Below are 17551 nucleotides of genomic sequence, written 5' to 3'. Positions count from 1 at the left end.
GTCGCCGCCGCGTCGACGACGATCCGCTCGCACGCCGCCCGCGCGCGTCGAGCCGCGTGTTGTGCGTCGTGTTCGGTCTACTGCTCGTCGCCGCCGCGTTCGGCGTCTACTGGTTCGGCGTACACACGGAGACCGGCCAGTCGTTCGACGACATGGTCGAAACGTATTTCGCCGCCAACGTGCCCGGCTGGTTCACGGGACTCCTCGCCGCCGGCTCGCACGTGGCCGTGCTCGTCGGCTCCATCCTGTTCGCCGCGGCCGCGCTCGCCGTCACGATCGTGCGCAGACGCTGGTGGCTGCTCGGTCAGCTCGTCGCGTTCGGCGTGCTGTGTTTCGCCGCGTCGCTCCTCAAGGACGTGCTGCCGCGACCGTTCATCATCCACACGACGATCGACGCCGGCAACTCCGCGCCGAGCGGGCACACGATCCTCGGCGTGGCCGCCGCGACCGCCCTGCTGTTCGCCGTCTCGCGCGGATGGCGGTGGGTCGCCGCGCTCGCCGGCGGACTGTGGAGCGTGTTCGTCGCGCTGTCCGTCGTGAACGGCAAATGGCATCGTCCGTCCGACGCGCTGATGGCGGTCCTGCTCGTCGGCGGCGTCGCGCTGCTCACGCTCGCGTTCACGCGCGCGTCCGGCATGGACGACACCGGCAAACGCCGTTCCTCCGCCGGCGTGCAGGTCGTCGGCTCGATCGCGATCACCGGCGGCGCGTTCGCCTGCCTGTACGGCGCGTACGTGGTCTGGCAGGTCGTGCCGGGACTGCTGATGAGCGCCGAATGGGCGCGTTCCGGCGCGGTCGCCGCCGCGATCATCCTCATCTGCGGCGCGACGACGCTCGTGTTCGGCCTCATGCTCGCGATGCGCCAGCTCACCGCCGCACCGTTGACGCGACTCGGCCTCGTCGGCGCGCCTCCGGCACCGCCGAAGCGGCGCTGAGACGGTCGCCGTCCGCGCGTCCGGTCGGAGTCGGACACACGGATGGCCACCGTTGGTGAGTATGATGACAGCACGACGGCACCGTGCGACGTCGATGCCGGTCGAGAAGCAGTGACAGACGATAACGGAGAGGTGAAGGAGAGGTCATGGCAGCACGCACCGCGAACGACACCAAGCTGGTGATCGTGGAGTCTCCCACCAAGGCCCGCAAGATCAGCGGATACCTGGGGGACGGCTACACGGTGATGGCGTCGGTGGGACACATCCGCGACCTCGCCCAGCCCAGCCAGGTTCCCGCCGCCGACAAGGAGAAGTACGGCAAGTTCGGCGTCGACGTGAACGACGGATTCAAGCCCTACTACATCGTCGACGGCGACAAGAAGCGCACCGTCTCCGAACTGAAATCCGCGTTGAAGAACGCGAGCGAACTCTACCTCGCCACCGATGAGGACCGCGAAGGCGAGGCCATCGCGTGGCATCTGGTCGAAACCCTGAAGCCCAAGGTGCCGGTCAAGCGCATGGTGTTCCACGAAATCACCAAGGATGCGATCCGCCGCTCCCTCGACCAGACGCGCACCGTCGACGCGGACATGGTCGACGCGCAGGAGACGCGCCGCATCCTCGACCGTCTCTACGGCTACGAACTCTCGCCAGTGCTGTGGCGCAAGGTCGGGCCGGGACTGTCCGCCGGCCGCGTGCAGTCCGTCGCGACGCGTCTCATCGTCGAGCGCGAACGCGAGCGCATGGCGTTCGTCCGCGCCCCCTACTGGGATCTGACGGCGACGCTCGCCGCGCCGGACGCGTCCGGCGAGATCGCGACGTTCGACGCGCGCATGGTCGCGCTCGGCGGCAAGCGACTCGCCACGTCGAAGGACTTCGGCGCGGACGGCAGGCTCACGCCGGAAGGATTCGCCGGCAACGTGCGCCAGCTTGACGAGACCGCGGCGAACGCGCTCGCCGCACGTCTGAAGGACGCGCCGTTCACCGTCGTCTCGATGGAGTCGAAGCCGTACCGCCGCCGCCCGCTGCCGCCGTTCACGACGTCCACGCTGCAGCAGACCGCCGGCAACCGTCTCGGCATGAGCTCGCGTGCCACGATGCGCGCCGCGCAGGGCCTGTACGAGAACGGCTACATCACGTATATGCGAACCGATTCGGTGACGCTTTCGCAGGAGGCGATCGCCGCCGCGCGCAACGCGGTCGAATACCATTTCGGTTCGCGGTTCCTCTCCGACGCGCCGAAGCAGTACGCGACGAAGACCGCCGGCGCGCAGGAGGCGCACGAATGTATCCGCCCGGCCGGCGCGCGGTTCCGCGATCCGGACGAGCTTGCGGGCAAGGTGCCCGGCGACCAGCTGAAGCTGTACCGGCTCATCTGGCAGCGCACGCTCGCCTCGCAGATGGCCGACGCGACCGGTTCGACCGCCACGGTGAAGCTCTCCGCGCCCGCGGGTGTGGGCGATGCGGGCGTGACCGAGGACGCGCTGTTCCAGGCGTCCGGCACGGTGATTGAATTCCCCGGCTTCATGAAGGCGACGGGGGAGGGGCGCCACGCGGCCTCCGGTACGGGTGCCGCGGGCGCTGCGGGTGCCGTCGCCGCGAAGAGCGGTGACGGCAAGGGCAAGGACGAGAACGCGTCCCTGCCGCCGATGCGGGAGGGCCAGCGTCTCGCCGCCTCCGACGTGCACGCGGACGGCCACGAGACCCAGCCGCCGGCACGCTACACCGAAGCCTCGCTCGTCAAGACCCTGGAGGCCAAGGAGATCGGACGACCGTCCACCTACGCGTCGATCATCTCCACGATCATCGACCGCGGCTACGTGTACGAGCGCGGCCGCGCGCTCATCCCCTCGTGGCTGGCGTTCGCCGTGACCAAGCTGCTGGAGACGAAGTTCCCCAAGCTCGTCGACTACCGGTTCACCGCGGAGATGGAGAACGGGCTCGACCAGATCGCGCACGGCAAGGAGACCGGCCGCGACTGGCTCACCCGCTTCTACTTCGGTTCCGGCGCGGGCGCCGCGCAGAACGCCGACGAGGCGCACGAGGGCCTGCAGCAGCAGGTCGCGCAGCTCGGCGAAATCGACGCGCGCGCCATCAACACCATCGAGATCGGCGACGGCCTGCACGTGCGCGTCGGCCGCTACGGCCCGTACCTCGAAGACATGGAGCACACGGACGCGGAAGGCAACCCGAAGCGCGCCTCCCTGCCCGACACAATCGCACCCGACGAGCTGACCGTCGAGGTCGCACACGACCTGATCGAAAACCATTCCGGCGGGCCGCGTGAACTCGGCGTCGACCCGGCGACCGGCGGCACCGTCGAAGTGCGCAACGGCCGGTTCGGACCGTACGTCGCGCTGATCACGCCCGAGGCGGCCGCCGCCGAGGCCGCGGCGCGCAAGGCCGCGAAGGAGGCGGAGGCGGCCGGCAAGCCGGCGCCGCGCCGTTCGCGCAAGTCGGATGCGCCGCGCCCGAAGATGGCGAGCCTGTTCAAGACGATGAGCCCCGAATCCCTGACGCTCGACGATGCGCTGAAGCTGCTGAGCCTGCCGCGCGAGGTCGGCTCCTACGAGGAGACGAACGCGGAGACCGGCGAGACGGCGGTCGTGACCATGGCCGCGAACAACGGCCGCTACGGTCCGTACCTGACCAAGACGAAGGCGGACGGGACGAGCGAGACCCGGTCGCTGAACTCGGAGGACGAGATCTTCACCGTCACGCTCGACCAGGCGAAGGACCTGTTCGCCCAGCCCAAGTACCGCGGGCGCGGGCGCGGCGCCGCCAAGCCGCCGATCCGCACGCTCGGCAACGACCCGGAGAGCGGCAAGCCGGTCGTCATCAAGGAGGGCCGTTTCGGCCTGTACCTGACCGACGGCGAGACCAACCGCACGCTGCCGCGCCAGTACGATCCGGCGACCATCGAGCCGGCGGACGCGTACCGGATCCTCGCGGAGAAGCGCGCGATGGGACCGGCCGCCAAGCGCGGTGGTTCGCGCGGGCGTTCCGGGGCCAAGGGTTCCGCGGCGAAGGGCGCCAAGGGCGCGAAGGCCGCACCGAAGGTGAGCGCCGTCGAGGCGAAGCGCGCCGAGCGACGTGCCGAGGTGAAGAAGCTCGCCGCGAAGGGCTGGGCCAACACGCGCATCGCGGAGAAGATCGGCTCCACCGCCTCCACCGTGAAGGGCGACATCGACTGGCTCACCGCGAACGAGGGCTTCGAACGCCCGCCGGTCGTCGCCGCCAAGCCCAAGACCTCCAAAACCGCCAAGAAGAAGTAGTAGCCTGCATGACTGGACTGTTCATCTCGTTCGAAGGCGTTGACGGCGTCGGCAAGACCACGCAGGTCGAACGGCTGCGCGCGGCGTTGGAGGCCGCTGGCCGTGAGGTCGTCGTCACCCGGGAACCCGGTGGCACCCCCTTGGGTCAGGCCATCCGCAGCCTCCTCCTCCACGGCGTCCCCGCCGAGGCCTCCGCCCATATCGCTGCCCCCGCCGGCGGGGGCTGTCGGCGCCAGCCGACTGGGGGTGGTCCCGCAGCCGGCGATGCCGCGGCTCCCGCCGACATCGCCCCGCGCGCCGAGGCGCTGCTCTTCGCCGCCGACCGCGCGCAGCACGTCGCCGAGGTCATCCGCCCGGCGTTGGAACGCGGCGCGGTGGTCATCACCGACCGGTATCTCGACTCCTCCCTCGCCTATCAGGCGGGCGGGCGCGAGCTCACGGCGGACGAGATCCGCGAACTGAGCATGTGGGGCACGAACGGCCTCCTGCCGGATCGCACCTACCTGCTCGACATGGATCCCGCCCTGTCACACACGCGTCTCACCCACGACGAGGACCGCATGGAATCCGCGGGCGACGACTTCCAGCGCCGTACGCGCGACGCGTTCCTCGCTCTTGCCGCCGCCGAGCCCGACCGGTTCCGCGTGATCGACGCGTCGCAGCCGATCGCCGCGGTGTGGGCGTGCATCGAGCGTGATGTCGCGGCGCTGACGGCGGGCGGTGAGACGCGATGAGCGTATGGGATGCGATCATCGGGCAGCAGCCGGTCGTCGAACGGCTGAAGACGATCGCCGCCGGCGACCCGAAGCAGATCGCACAGTCGTGGCTGATCTGCGGTCCTCCCGGATCGGGCCGCTCGAACCTCGCGCGCGCGTTCGCCGCCGCGCTCGAAAGCCCCGACCACGGTCTGGGCGACGAGCCGACGAAGATCACGAAGCAGGTGCTCGCCGGCACGCATCCGGACGTGAGCGTGCTCGCCACCGACAAGGTGACGATCGGCATCGACGAGGTGCGCGAGCTGATCGGCGTGTCCGAGCAGATGCCGAGCACCGCGCCGTGGCGCATCATCATCATCGAGGACGTCGACCGCATGCTCGAACGTACGACGAACGTGCTGCTCAAGGAGATCGAGGAGCCGGCCGAGCATTGCATCTGGCTGTTGTGCGCACCGAGCGCGCAGGACGTGCTGCCGACGATCCGTTCGCGCACGCGCATCGTGAACCTCGCCGTACCGCAGCAGGCGGCCGTCGCCGCGTATCTGGAACGCTCCGTCGGCGCGGACGCGCATCTCGCGCGGCGCGCGGCGCGGCTCGCGGAGGGGCATATCGGCATCGCGAAACTGTATGCGACCGACGAACGCGTGATGACCGACCGCGACGAGCTCGTCGTCGGCGTGCTGGAACTCGCGAAGGCGTCCGACGCGGTGCTGCTCGCTGGCCGGCTCATCGACAACGCGAAGGCGCAGGCCGAAGTGGACGTGTCCGGGCAGGCGGCGAAGGCGGAGGCGGACTTCCGCCGCGTCAACGGCTTGGGGCCGGACGACCGCATCCCGCCGAAACTGCGCGGCGCCTACAACGCGATCGCGAAGAAGGACGACCTGAAGCGTCGGGCGACGCGTCGCAGCCGCGACGTGCTCGACCGCGCGCTCAACTCGATCGCGTCCGTCTACCGCGACATCGCCGTCCTGCAGAACGACGCGGAGGACGCGGTCGGACTCATCAACCTGGAGAACCGGGCGGCGATCACCGAGCTGGCGGCGCGCATGCCGCGGGCGGCGGCGCTCGCGCGGCTCGACGAGGTGGCGCACGCCCGCAAGCGGCTTATGGGCAACGGCAATCCGACGCTCGTCTTCGAGGCGTTGTTCTGCGCGCTGATCCCGTGAGTCGCGGGTTCCGCCGTCGCGAGGCGTCGTGTCAGCGTTTGGTGCTGGAGACGCGGACGATGAGCTGCGGCGGCAGGGCGACGTGGCTCGGGTGCCCGGGGCCGGCCTCGATGAGGCGCAGCGATTCGGCGACGATGCGGTCGTAGGGCGGGCGCACCGAGGTCATCGTCGGCAGGGTGGCGGAGGCGATGGGGGAGTCGTTGTAGCCGACCACCTTGATGTCCTCCGGCACGCTCATGCCGAGCGCGTGCAGGGCCATCATCACGCCGAACGCGATCGTGTCGTCCGCGCAGACGATCGCATCCGGGTGGCCGTTTTCGCCGAACAGGCGAATCGTGCAGTCGAAGCCGCGCTGCACCGTCGAATCGCCGAACCGGTTCCATGCACTGACGGTGTCGAGGCCGGCGGCGCGCAGTTGCGTGTGGAACATGGCGAACAGTTCCGCCGACTCGAACGAGACCTCCTTGCCGGCGAGGTAGGCGACGGACCTGACGCCCTGCGAGGCGAGGTGGCGGATGATCGACTCCATTGCCGTGTTCTCGTCGATGGAGACCATGTTCGTGCGGAACGAGCGCTGGTGCCCGCCCACCTGCACGATTGGAATCGTGTCCGCATAGCGGTCGAACACTTCGGACAGGTCGTTGCCGGCGGAGGTGACGGCGATCAGCCCGTCCACCTTGCGCGAGCAGAGCGTCTCGATGCGGTCCGCCTGCTTGGCTTCGCTCTCGCCGATGCCGAGCAGCAGCTGGCGGCTGTCCGAGTCGACGACCGGTTCGAGCGCGTCGAGCAGACCGGCGCTGAAGCTGTCGGTCGCGGAGGGGATGACCAGGCCGATCGTGTTCGTCACGTCGCTGCGCAGCGCGCTGGCCGCGTAGTTGACGGAATAGTTGAGTTCGGCGGCCGCCTTGCGCACGCGGTGCGCGATGTCGTCGTCCTTGGCGCGGCGGCCGGAGAGCACACGTGACACCGTCGCCGTCGAGACGTTCGCCAGCGTGGCGACCTCGAGGATGGAACTGGGGGATTTCGCCGCCCGGTTGGCCATGGTGCTGTGCCCTTTCCTGTTATGCATCTCCCGGCGGGTGTGCGGGAAGACGGCGCGAATACAAATTCGCCGCCCGGCACAGTATGATACCGCGTCGGACGGCGAACTCGTCTTTGCAATAAGGGATTCGACACATCGCCCATGCGCTGGCGACGGCCGAAGTCTATGTGTCGGTCTTACTCGGCCTTGAGCAGGGTCTCGACCAGGGAGTCGGCCACGGCCTCGGCGTTGTCGCCTTCGACGTTCAGGGTGACGGTGTCGCCCTGCTTGACGCCCAGACCCATGACGGACAGGATGGAGCCGGCCGGGACGGCGGCGCCGTCGCCCTTCGCGATGGTGACGGTGTGGCCGGAGGCGGCGACGGCCTGAGCGAACTCGGCGGCCGGGCGGGCGTGAATGCCGACGGGGTCGTTGATGACGGTGGAACGGGTGACGGTTGCCATTGAGCACTCCTTTGGTCTTACGGTTTTCCTTCGCGTGCGTCAGCCGCTGACGTGTCAGTCTCTGACAAGCACTGGTAAGCACTATAGCACGTTTTTCCACGACACGCAGAAAACGATTACCGGCGTTGCCACAATGGTTTTTCTGTGTATACTGTCACATGTCGGTAAATGGATTACCCGCTGAAAGCAAGGCGGCGGGTGGTTGCTGCGGGACGAGCCGCAGGTATGCCGGCGGTGAAGCAAAAGACATAAAGGAGTGCTCAACATGGTTATCACCGGAAGTGGAATCGGTCGCGGCGTCGCTGTGGGCAAGGTCATCCGTATGGCCCCGCCGCTGGAGGAGCCGGCCGACGTGCGCCGTGACGCGTCGATCAGCGCCGTCGTCGAGAACGAGCGTGTCACCAAGGCCCTCGCCACCGTCAACGCGGAGCTGAACCACCGTGCCGAAGAGGCCAAGAACGGCGATGAAGGCGCCAAGAAGGCCGCTCCGATTCTTGAGGCCATCGCCATGTTCGCCTCCGACCCGTCCCTTGCCACGTCCATCCAGAACCTCGTCAACGGCGGCAAGACCGGTGAGCGCGCGGTGCTCGAAGGCTTCGCCCAGGTCGAGGAGATGTTCAAGATGATCGGCGGCTATCAGGCGGAGCGTGCGGCCGACCTGCATGATGTCGGCCAGCGCGTCATCGCCGAGCTGCGCGGCGTGCCCGCCCCGGGCGTGCCCGAGTCCGATGAGCCGTTCGTGCTCGTCGCCGAGGATCTCTCCCCCGCCGACACCTCCGGTCTGGATCTGAACAAGACCCTCGCCATCGTCACCTCGCAGGGCGGCCCGACCTCGCACACCGCGATTCTGGCCCGCGCCCGCGGCATCGTCGCCGTCGTCTCCGCGGCCGGCGCCGAGGATCTGAAGACCGGCGAGACCGTGATTGTCAACGCCGCCAAGGGCGAGGTCGTCACCGAGCCGACCGAGGCCGAGATCCAGGAGGCCGAGCACGCCAAGGCGAAGGCGGCCCGTGCCAAGGAGCTGCGCGGCCAGGCCGGCGGCACCAAGGACGGCCACCTCGTGCCGCTGCTCGCCAACCTCGGCAAGCCGGCCGACGGCAAGACCGCTCTGGAGTACGGCGCGGAGGGCGTGGGCCTGTTCCGTTCCGAGTTCCTGTTCATCGGCAACTCCGAGCCGCCGAGCGTTGAGGAGCAGACCAAGGCGTACGCCGAGCTGCTCGCCCAGTTCCCGGGCAAGAAGGTCGTCATCCGCATGCTCGACGCGGGCGCCGACAAGCCGCTGCCGTTCCTCACCCCGGAGGACGAGCCGAACCCGGCCCTCGGCCTGCGTGGTCTGCGTACCCTGCGCGTGCACAAGGAGGTCCTCGAAGGCCAGCTCAAGGCCCTCGCCGCCGCCGACGCCCAGACCAACGCCGACCTGTGGGTCATGGCCCCGATGGTCGCCGACGAGCATGAGGCCGCCTACTTCGTCAAGCTCGGCAAGAGCTTCGGCCTGAAGAAGGTCGGCGTGATGGCCGAGGTGCCGTCCATCGCCGTGATGGCCGACAAGGTCGCGCAGGTCGCGGACTTCGTCTCCATCGGCACCAACGATCTGACCCAGTACACGATGGCCGCCGATCGTACGCTCGGCTCCGTCTCCAACTACCAGACCGCATGGCATCCGGCGGTGTTGCGCATGATCAAGTCCATCGCGGACGCCGGCAACAAGTACGGCATGCCGGTCGGCGTGTGCGGCGAGGCCGCGGCCGATCCGGATCTGGCGGTCATCCTCACCGGCATCGGCGTGAACTCCCTGTCGATGACCCCGGTCGCCCTCGACGATGTGCGTGCCTCCCTGGCCGAAGTCACGTTCGAGGAGGCCAAGGCCAAGGCCGAGGCCGCCCTCAACGGCGACTTCTACAAGCCGGCCTGGGGCGACTGATCCCATCCGATACAGCTAGCTTGGCGCGGCGGACCTGCGTTTCCCCTTCAGCGCGGGTCCGCCGCGTCCAATTCACCATGACCATCCGCGCATGCCCGATCGCATGCGCCGCCTCGGCCCGACGGCGTGCTCCTTTTGGCGCGTCGGCATCCACGAGGTGCAGAAGAAAATAGACGTGATCCGGTTTCCCTTCGCCCGGGTCACCCTTGTCGTCCGATCCGAACCGGTGGGAATGAGCACTCCTCGCCGGCCCGGATCGGACTTTTTTCGTTGTGTGTGGCATCGGCGTGTTGTGTTATAGTAATAGGGTTATGTGAATAAGTCGACGATGTGCAATAGTCGGCACTCGATGTCGCATGCCGGCCCAGCGCGTTCGACGCGCCTGAAGCCTTGCAATTCCGGTATGCGGATTCGGACTGGAAGGGGTTGTCATGGCTTCCAAACAACGGGATCTTGCGCTGAAGCTGCAGAAGCGCATCGCTGCGGGGGAGTTCTCGGAAACAGGTAAGCTGCCTACCGAAGATCAGCTGATGGCGGAATACGGGCTGTCCCGGTATTTCGTGCGCGGTGCCATCGCGGTGCTCGCCGAGGCCGGCGAGGTCTTCCCGGTGCGCGGCAACGGCGTGTTCGTGCGCGAGGGGCGCGACAGCGGCTACATGCCGATCGGCACCTCCTATGGCATTTCCGCCGATTTCGGCAACAGCAACGTCACGTCCGTGGTGTGCGAGGTGGCGTTGGAGAAAACCGACGAGGAGCTGTCGAAGCGGATGCGCTGCGAGGTCGGCTCGCCGGTGTGGCGCGTGGTGCGGCTGCGCCGCGTGGGGGGCAAGCCGCTGTGCTACGAGACCGCCTGGTATCTCAAGGAATACGTGCCGTTCCTCAACGAGGACATCGCGAAGGGCTCGTTGTACTCCTACGTGCATGACGACCTCGGTCTGAACTTCGGCTTCGTCGACAAGGTGATCCATATGGACTGGCTGGGTGGCGAGGCCGCCCACCTGCTTGAGCTCAACGAGGGCGATCCGGCCATCTGCATCGAGGACGATGCGTTCCTGACGAACGGCAAGCTGTTCAACGCCTCGAAGAACCTCTACCACTACAAGAACGCGAAGTTCTATGCGATGGCATCGATGAAGTGAGGTGGGCGCGTATCTGGAGAAAATCTGATACGCTTTTTAAAAGCGATTTGCATAAGTTTGGGGCTCGGCGTGTCGCCGGGCCCTTTCTTATGCGTTAACAATGGCCGAATGTCAACGTTTTTTGGCTGTTTGGCGTCGTCGCCCATTGGATTTGACATCGGGGCAACGGGGTATATACTTAAGTCATCGTTATTTAAACAACCCATGAAGGTTGGATAACAAAGCGAGTTATGAATATCTTCATGTTGATTGAATGACGGGATAAGGGACATGGGATGGATGCCGTAGTCCATCCAAGGAAAGGAAAAACGATGAAGGAGAAGATGCAAGCCATAGGCGACGCTATGCTCAATGGCTTCATGAAATTCGCCAGCCTCAAGGCGCTGGTGGCCCTGAAGGACGGCTTCATCCTGACGATGCCCGCCACACTGATCGGCTCGCTGTTCCTGCTGATCGCGAACCTGCCGTTCACCGGCTACGCCGACTTCATGGCGAAGACGTTCGGCGATAACTGGAACATCGCCCTCAACCAGGTCTCCACCGCGACCTTCAACATCCTGGCCATCATCGTGGCCGTCGGCATCGGCTACGCCTACGCCCGCAACGAGAAGTGCGACGGCATCTCCTCCGGTCTGCTCTCGCTGGTCACGTTCTTCATCGTCTCCCCGTCGTCGATGGACATCTCCATCGACCCGAAGACGATCGACATCGCCACCGACGCCACCAAGAACGCCAAGGACGTCGCCGTCTCCGGCGTGTTCGTCCAGAACTGGACCGGTTCCAACGGCATCATCTCCGCCATCATCATGGGTCTCATCGTCGGCTGGATCTACACCGCCTGCATCAAGCACGACGTGAAGATCAAGATGCCCGACTCCGTGCCGCAGGGCGTCACCAACGCCTTCTCCGCCCTCATCCCGGGCCTGATCGTCATCACCGGCTCCTCCATCCTGTACCACGTGTGCAAGGTCTTCGGCGGCGTCTCCCTGACCGAGCTCATCTTCAAGGTCCTCCAGATCCCGCTGCAGTCCCTCACCGACACCTGGGCCGGCGCGATCATCATCGCCCTCCTGATCTCCATGCTGTTCTGGTGCGGCATCCACGGTGCCAACGTCGTCTCCGGCGTCGTCACCCCGCTTCTCACCGCGAACACGCTCGTCAACCAGAGCCTGCTCGACAAGGGCATCTACCCGAGCAAGGCGAACGGCGGCCACTACCTGACCCCGCAGGTCATCGACTGCTTCGTGAAGTTCTCCGGCGTCGGCCTGACCGTCGGCCTGCTGATCGCCGCCCTGCTCTTCGCCCGCTCGAAGCAGCTGCGCGAGGTCTCCAAGCTCTCCATCGTGCCGGGCATCTTCGGCATCAACGAGCCTGTCATCTTCGGCCTGCCGATCGTGTTCAACCCGATCATGCTGATCCCGTTCGTCGTCACCCCGCTGTGCGCGATGATTCTCATGTACGGATGCCTGTCCGTCGGCTTCATCCAGCCCTTCGGCGCCGTCCAGGTGCCGTGGACCACTCCGCCGATCATCTCCGGCTTCATCCTCGGCGGCTGGAAGTGCGCCCTGCTTCAGGTCATCATCGCCGCGATGGCCGTGGCGATCTACTACCCGTTCGTCAAGATGCAGGACAAGATCTACCTCGAGCAGGAAGCCGAGGCCGAGTCCGCCGAGTGATCGACGGACCATGGACCGCCCGGCCGGCCGCGACGCCGGCCGGCCGATCGAACACCACTACTTACCACGAATAACAACCTCTCTCAATAACGGGCCGGTCCGCGCGAACTTCCTCACTCTCGCGGTGTGGCCGGCCCATCCTCTTCACTTCGACAACCAACCATTCAAAGGAGAAACATCATGAAGATCGTACTGTGCTGCAGCGATGGCATGTCCACCAGCATCCTGGTCAAGAAGATGCAGGCCGCGGCCGCCAAGCGTGGCCTCGAGGACGTCGACGTCTCCGCCATGCCGGTCTCCACCCTCGAAGCCAACGCGCAGGACGCCGACGTGATCCTGCTCGGCCCGCAGGTGCGCTACATGCTCAAGGACGTCAAGAAGGAGTTCGAGACCAAGCCGGTCGAGGTCATCGCCCCGCAGGACTACGGCATGGCCCGTGGCGACAAGGTCCTCGACTTCGCCTTCAAGCTCGCCGGCAAGTGATCGCCGCCCCATCCGAACCATACAGCGACAAACGAGAAAGCGTACCAACATGGCAGACGAAGAATTCGACCTGGAGACCACCTGCTTCCAGCTGATCACCGCGGCCGGCACCGCCAAGTCCGACTACATGGAGGCCCTCAGCAAGGCCAAGGAAGGCGACTTCGAAGGAGCCAAGGCGTCCATCGACGAAGGCGACGCGAGCTACCGCGAAGGCCACGCCGTGCACGCCGGCCTCGTCCAGCGCGAGGCCGCCGGCAACCCGGTGAAGATGGGCCTGCTGCTCACCCACGTCGAGGACCAGATGATGGCCGCCGAAGTGTTCCGCGCGATGGTCGTCGAGATCATCGACCTGTACAAGCGCCTCGACGGCAAGATCGCCGAGTAAGCGAAGGATCTGACGATGGGATTCCCCGACAACTTCCTCTGGGGCGGCGCGGTCGCCGCGCACCAGCTCGAAGGCGCCTGGAACGAGGACGGCCGCGGACCGAGCATCTGCGACGTGCTCACCGGCGGCGCCCACGGCGTGGCGCGCAGGATCACCGACGGCGTGGTCCCGGGCGAGAACTATCCGAACCAGCGCGGCATCGACTACTACCACACGTTCCGCGAGGACGACGCGCTCTTCCAGGAGATGGGCTTCAAGTGCTTCCGCACCTCGATCTCCTGGTCGCGTATCTTCCCCAACGGCGACGAGGAGGAGCCGAACGAGGAGGGCCTGAAGTTCTACGAGAGGCTCTTCGAGGACTACCGCGCCAGGGGCATGGAGCCGGTCGTCACGCTCTCGCACTTCGAGATGCCGCTGCATCTGGCGAAGATGGGTGGCTTCGCCAACCGCGAGGTCGTCGACTACTACTTCAAGTTCGCCTCCACGGTGATGGACCGCTATAAGGACCTGGTCAAGTACTGGCTGACCTTCAACGAGGTCAACAACCAGATGGAGATGCACACCGAGATCTTCCCGTACACGAATTCGGGCATCATCCCGAATCCGAAGGATGACTGGCACACGGTGGAGCAGAAGATCTGGCAGGCCATCCACAACGAGTTCGTCGCATCGGCGCTCGTCGTGCAGCGCGGCCACCAGATCAACCCGGACTTCCAGATCGGCTGCATGCTCGCCATGGTGCCGATCTACCCGGCCACCTGCAAACCCGAGGACGTCATGCACGCGGAAGTGCTCATGCGCGACCGCTACCTGTTCGGCGACGTGTACGTGAACGGCGAATACCCGTGCTACCTGCTCAACCGCTGGGACCGCGAGGGCTTCGACATCGCGATGGAGCCGGGCGACACCGACATCATCGCGGCCGGCACCGTGGACTTCATCTCGATCAGCTACTACATGAGCGCGGCCGTCTCCGCCGAGAAGGTGCCCGAGTTCGACGGCCATGGCCTGCCCGGCCAGGTGAAGAACCCGTACATCAAGGCCACCGACTGGGGCTGGCAGATCGACCCGGTGGGCCTGCGCTACGTGCTGTGCTCGCTGTTCGAACGCTACGGCAAGCCGATCTTCATCGTGGAGAACGGCATCGGCATGTACGAGACGCCCGATTCGGACGGCTACATCGCCGACGACGCGCGCATCGACTACCTGCGCTCGCACATCGAACAGGTGCGGAAGGCCATCGACTACGACGGCGTTCCCGTTATCGGCTACACCGTGTGGGGCTGCATCGATGTCATCTCCTTCGGCACCGGCGAGATGAAGAAACGCTACGGCATGATCTACGTCGATGCGGACGACAACGGCAACGGCAGCTACAAGCGCAGCCGCAAGAAGTCGTTCTACTGGTACCGCGACGTGATCTCCAGCAATGGAGAGAACCTCGGCACCGCCGACGACGAGGCCTGACCTACCAATACTCCGGGCGTCCTCCGGGACGCCCGACGAACCATGACCCGGTTGTTCTTTTCCCCTTTTTCTCCCGGGTCTGATTTCGAGCCCGATCCGGCGCACGGAAAGTACTCCCCGTGCGCCGGATCGGGCTTTTTCCATGCGGTGGGGCCGTGCCCGCGGTGTGATCTCGGTGCGCCTCCGGTGATGGCCCGTGCGGCCTCATCGGGTTCCGCCGCTCCCCGTCGTGAGACCCGTGTCCCCGCGTCTCTCGCGATACACTGGAGCCTATGAAGATCTCAGCTGATTTCACCGTGGTTCCGGACGATTTCGCCAAGGCGGCGGCGCCCGAATACCGCACAGGCGGCGTGCCCGTCATCTCCTTCCCCTTCTACATCGACGAGGTCTCGCCGGACGCCCAGTACCTGCACTGGACGTTCACCGACCCCGATTCGATTCCCGTGTGCGGATTCGAATGGATCCACTGGACCGTCGCGAACCTGCCCATCGACGCGCTGATGTTCGACTTCAACGACGCGCACGCGCTCGCCATCCCGCCGGACTTCTCCCGCCAGATGGCCTCGATGATCCCCGAGGCCGTGCAGGGACGCAACTCGTCCGCCTCCAAGTTCGTGGGCCGCGAGAACGACCCGGCCGTCACCATGCGGTACAACGGCCCGCAGCCGCCGGACAAGGACCACGACTACTACCTGCACGTCTACGCCACGAAGAACCCGCTGCCCGGACTCAACCAGGGCTTCTGGATGAACGAGCTGCTCCACAAGCTGCGCGAGGCCGGCGAGACCCCCGACCAGGCCGGCATCTTCCTCACCGGCAAGGCGTGATCCGCCCCGACCGCAACGGACACGCGCCCAGGGCGCATGACATCATTCTCCGCCCCCGACTACAACGGACATGCGCCCACGGGGCGTATGGCGTCATTCTCCGCCCCCCGCCGGCGGGGGCTCCCGGCGTAGCCGGGTGGGGGTGGTCCCGTGTGTGCGACGTCCGTTAACCACCCTCAGTCAGGCTTCGCCTGACAGCTCCCGCCGGCGGGAGCGGGAGATGGAATCGTGCTTTGCGCGATGCCGTTTTCCCGCGGCCCGCGGTGTATGACACCGCTCTCCGCCCCCGCTGGCGGGGGCTCCCGGCGTAGCCGGGTGGGGGTGGACCGTACTCCCGCCGGCGGGAGCAAGTATCCAATCAACGAAAGGAAACCTAGGCAACCATGGCCTGCACCACGATTCTGGTCGGCAAGGACGCGAGCTATGACGGCTCGACCATCATCGCCCGCAACGAGGATTCCGCGAACGGCGAGTTCAATCCGAAGCAGTTCCTCGTCATCAAGCCCGAGGACCAGCCGCGCCGCTACAAGTCCGTCATCTCGCACGTCGAGATCGACCTGCCGGACGATCCGCTGCAATACACGTCCGTGCCGAACGCGGACCGCAAGGAAGGCATCTGGGGCGAGGCGGGCGTCAACGAGGCGAACGTCGCGATGAGCGCCACCGAAACGCTCACCACGAACGAGCGCGTGCTCGGCGCCGACCCGTTCGTCGAGCGTGTCCCGGCGCACGGCACGCCCGGCGACGCCGACTACGAGCCGGAGATCCCCGGCGGCATCGGCGAGGAGGACTTCCTCACCATCGTCCTGCCGTACGTCAGGACCGCGCGCGAGGGCGTCGCCCGCCTCGGCGCGCTGCTCGAGGAGTACGGCACGTACGAGATGAACGGCACCGCGTTCAGCGACGCGAACGAGATTTGGTGGATGGAGACCGTCGGCGGCCATCATTGGATCGCCAAGCGCGTGCCGGACGAGGCGTACGTGACGATGCCGAATCAGCTCGGCATCGACGAGTTCGACCTCGACGACGCGCTCGGTGACCAGGAGGACCACATGTGCTCCGCCGACCTCGCCGAGTTCATCGAGGAGAACCATCTCGACCTCGCCGTCGAGAACACGACGCCGTTCAACCCGCGTGACGCGTTCGGCTCCCACTCCGACTCCGACCACGTGTACAACACGCCGCGCGCCTGGTGGATGCAGCGCTTCCTCAACCCGTACGACGAGGTGTGGGACGGCGCGGACGCCGACCACGGCCCGGAGAACAACGACATCCCGTGGGCCCGCCAGCCCGAGCGCAAGATCACGATCGAGGACGTCAAGTACGTGCTGTCCGGCCACTACCAGGGCACCCCGTACGATCCGTACGGCAAGCGCGGCGACGAGCACACGCGCCACATGTACCGTCCGATCGGCATCAACCGCCAGAGCCAGCTCGCCGTCATGCAGATCCGCCCGTACCGTCCGCAGGCGAACCGCGCGATCCAGTGGATGGCGTACGGCTCCAACCCGTTCAACACGCTCGTCCCGTTCTACCCGAACGTGGACGCGACCCCCTCCTACCTCGCCGACACGACGACGCGCGTCACCACCGAGAACTTCTACTGGGCGAACCGCGTGATCGCCGCCCTGTGCGACGGCGCGTTCGCCGACACCGCGAACGCCGTCGAACGCTACCAGCAGAAGACGCTCGCCGCCGGGCATCGTCTCGTCGCCGCCACCGACGAGCAGGTCGCGCGGCTGGGTCTCACGGACGCGGAGGCCGCCGCTGAATCCGCCGCCGAAGAGGAGTTCGAGGCGGACAACGTGGACGGCGACGTGCAGCCGCTCGAGCCGGACGCGATCATCGACGCCGTGCGCAACGGCGAGGTGCGCGGGATCCTGGCCGCCGCCAACCAGACCATGGCCGACCAGCTGCGCGTCGAGACCGACAAGCTGCTCGACTCCGTGCTGTACACGCGCTCCATGGCCATGAAGAACGGCTTCCACATGTCCGACTTCTAGGTTCCTGCCGGATACGGACGGCACAGCCGCCTGCGCCCCCGCCGGCGTTGCCTTCCGCCCCCGCCGGCGGGGG

The 17551-nt window shown here is 66.5% G+C and carries 14 protein-coding genes; 12 read left to right on the top strand and 2 right to left on the bottom strand.

Going from position 1 to position 17551, the window contains the following annotated elements; genetic code table 11:
• The 4 genes from BSTEL_RS04155 to BSTEL_RS04140 all read left to right on the top strand — a co-directional run.
• On the top strand, positions 1–935 hold a 935-nt coding region (locus BSTEL_RS04155; protein WP_034527430.1), incomplete at its 5' end, for a phosphatase PAP2 family protein.
• A 146-nt stretch (positions 936–1081) separates the two neighbouring features.
• On the top strand, positions 1082–4210 hold the full coding sequence (gene topA, locus BSTEL_RS04150) for a type I DNA topoisomerase (protein WP_034527428.1): 3129 nt from the start codon (positions 1082–1084) through the stop codon (positions 4208–4210).
• Positions 4211–4218: 8 nt separating this feature from the next.
• Positions 4219–4944, top strand: coding sequence for a dTMP kinase (gene tmk, locus BSTEL_RS04145; protein ID WP_034527425.1), 726 nt, complete (start codon positions 4219–4221; stop codon positions 4942–4944).
• The gene (locus BSTEL_RS04140; RefSeq protein ID WP_034527422.1) at positions 4941–6092 is read left to right on the top strand and encodes a DNA polymerase III subunit delta'; all 1152 of its coding nucleotides are present in this window, start codon (positions 4941–4943) and stop codon (positions 6090–6092) included. Before tmk ends, BSTEL_RS04140 begins: the two co-directional genes overlap by 4 nt.
• A 31-nt stretch (positions 6093–6123) precedes the next feature.
• On the opposite strand, the gene BSTEL_RS04135 is transcribed toward BSTEL_RS04140, so the two are convergent.
• Positions 6124–7134, bottom strand: coding sequence for a LacI family DNA-binding transcriptional regulator (locus tag BSTEL_RS04135; protein ID WP_034527420.1), 1011 nt, complete (start codon positions 7132–7134; stop codon positions 6124–6126).
• Between the two features lie 176 nt (positions 7135–7310).
• Positions 7311–7577 carry an HPr family phosphocarrier protein gene (locus BSTEL_RS04130; protein WP_034527418.1) on the bottom strand — a complete coding sequence of 89 codons (267 nt, stop codon included), beginning with the start codon at positions 7575–7577 and terminating at the stop codon, positions 7311–7313.
• A 265-nt stretch (positions 7578–7842) separates the two neighbouring features.
• On the opposite strand from BSTEL_RS04130, the gene ptsP reads away from it, so the two are divergent.
• The 8 genes from ptsP (at position 7843) to BSTEL_RS04090 (ending at position 17478) form a co-directional block, all read left to right on the top strand.
• Complete coding sequence (gene ptsP / locus BSTEL_RS04125; RefSeq protein WP_034527416.1) at positions 7843–9498, top strand: phosphoenolpyruvate--protein phosphotransferase; 1656 nt, start codon at positions 7843–7845, stop codon at positions 9496–9498.
• Between the two features lie 431 nt (positions 9499–9929).
• Positions 9930–10637 (top strand): GntR family transcriptional regulator, encoded by a 708-nt coding sequence (locus tag BSTEL_RS04120; protein WP_034527413.1) that lies wholly within the window; start codon positions 9930–9932, stop codon positions 10635–10637.
• 311 nt (positions 10638–10948) lie between these two features.
• On the top strand, positions 10949–12313 hold the full coding sequence (locus BSTEL_RS04115) for a PTS sugar transporter subunit IIC (RefSeq protein WP_034527410.1): 1365 nt from the start codon (positions 10949–10951) through the stop codon (positions 12311–12313).
• Between the two features lie 180 nt (positions 12314–12493).
• On the top strand, positions 12494–12796 hold the full coding sequence (locus BSTEL_RS04110; protein WP_034527408.1) for a PTS sugar transporter subunit IIB: 303 nt from the start codon (positions 12494–12496) through the stop codon (positions 12794–12796).
• A gap of 49 nt (positions 12797–12845) precedes the next feature.
• Entirely contained in the window at positions 12846–13181 is a 336-nt protein-coding gene (locus tag BSTEL_RS04105) for a PTS sugar transporter subunit IIA (protein WP_034527405.1), read from the top strand.
• A gap of 15 nt (positions 13182–13196) precedes the next feature.
• Positions 13197–14648: a 6-phospho-beta-glucosidase gene (locus BSTEL_RS04100; RefSeq protein WP_034527402.1), complete on the top strand. Its 1452-nt coding sequence runs from the start codon at positions 13197–13199 to the stop codon at positions 14646–14648.
• A gap of 272 nt (positions 14649–14920) precedes the next feature.
• Positions 14921–15475, top strand: a complete 555-nt coding sequence (locus tag BSTEL_RS04095) for a YbhB/YbcL family Raf kinase inhibitor-like protein (protein WP_034527399.1) — start codon at positions 14921–14923, stop codon at positions 15473–15475.
• Between the two features lie 383 nt (positions 15476–15858).
• Positions 15859–17478, top strand: a complete 1620-nt coding sequence (locus tag BSTEL_RS04090; protein WP_034527396.1) for a C69 family dipeptidase — start codon at positions 15859–15861, stop codon at positions 17476–17478.
• The last annotated feature ends 73 nt before the right edge of the window (positions 17479–17551 follow it).

The organism is Bifidobacterium stellenboschense (genome assembly GCF_000741785.1).
GTDB lineage: Bacteria > Actinomycetota > Actinomycetes > Actinomycetales > Bifidobacteriaceae > Bifidobacterium > Bifidobacterium stellenboschense.
Note: the sequence above shows the minus strand (reverse complement) of the source record. Positions and strands in the feature narration are given on the sequence as shown.

Bases quoted from the DNA above. Each gene is read 5' to 3' on its own strand.
- topA (WP_034527428.1), top strand. From the start codon at position 1,082: ATGGCAGCACGCACCGCGAACGACACCAAGCTGGTGATCGTGGAGTCT.
- tmk (WP_034527425.1), top strand. From the start codon at position 4,219: ATGACTGGACTGTTCATCTCGTTCGAAGGCGTTGACGGCGTCGGCAAG.
- BSTEL_RS04140 (WP_034527422.1), top strand. From the start codon at position 4,941: ATGAGCGTATGGGATGCGATCATCGGGCAGCAGCCGGTCGTCGAACGG.
- BSTEL_RS04135 (WP_034527420.1), bottom strand. From the start codon at position 7,134: ATGGCCAACCGGGCGGCGAAATCCCCCAGTTCCATCCTCGAGGTCGCC.
- BSTEL_RS04130 (WP_034527418.1), bottom strand. From the start codon at position 7,577: ATGGCAACCGTCACCCGTTCCACCGTCATCAACGACCCCGTCGGCATT.
- ptsP (WP_034527416.1), top strand. From the start codon at position 7,843: ATGGTTATCACCGGAAGTGGAATCGGTCGCGGCGTCGCTGTGGGCAAG.
- BSTEL_RS04120 (WP_034527413.1), top strand. From the start codon at position 9,930: ATGGCTTCCAAACAACGGGATCTTGCGCTGAAGCTGCAGAAGCGCATC.
- BSTEL_RS04115 (WP_034527410.1), top strand. From the start codon at position 10,949: ATGAAGGAGAAGATGCAAGCCATAGGCGACGCTATGCTCAATGGCTTC.
- BSTEL_RS04110 (WP_034527408.1), top strand. From the start codon at position 12,494: ATGAAGATCGTACTGTGCTGCAGCGATGGCATGTCCACCAGCATCCTG.
- BSTEL_RS04105 (WP_034527405.1), top strand. From the start codon at position 12,846: ATGGCAGACGAAGAATTCGACCTGGAGACCACCTGCTTCCAGCTGATC.
- BSTEL_RS04100 (WP_034527402.1), top strand. From the start codon at position 13,197: ATGGGATTCCCCGACAACTTCCTCTGGGGCGGCGCGGTCGCCGCGCAC.
- BSTEL_RS04095 (WP_034527399.1), top strand. From the start codon at position 14,921: ATGAAGATCTCAGCTGATTTCACCGTGGTTCCGGACGATTTCGCCAAG.
- BSTEL_RS04090 (WP_034527396.1), top strand. From the start codon at position 15,859: ATGGCCTGCACCACGATTCTGGTCGGCAAGGACGCGAGCTATGACGGC.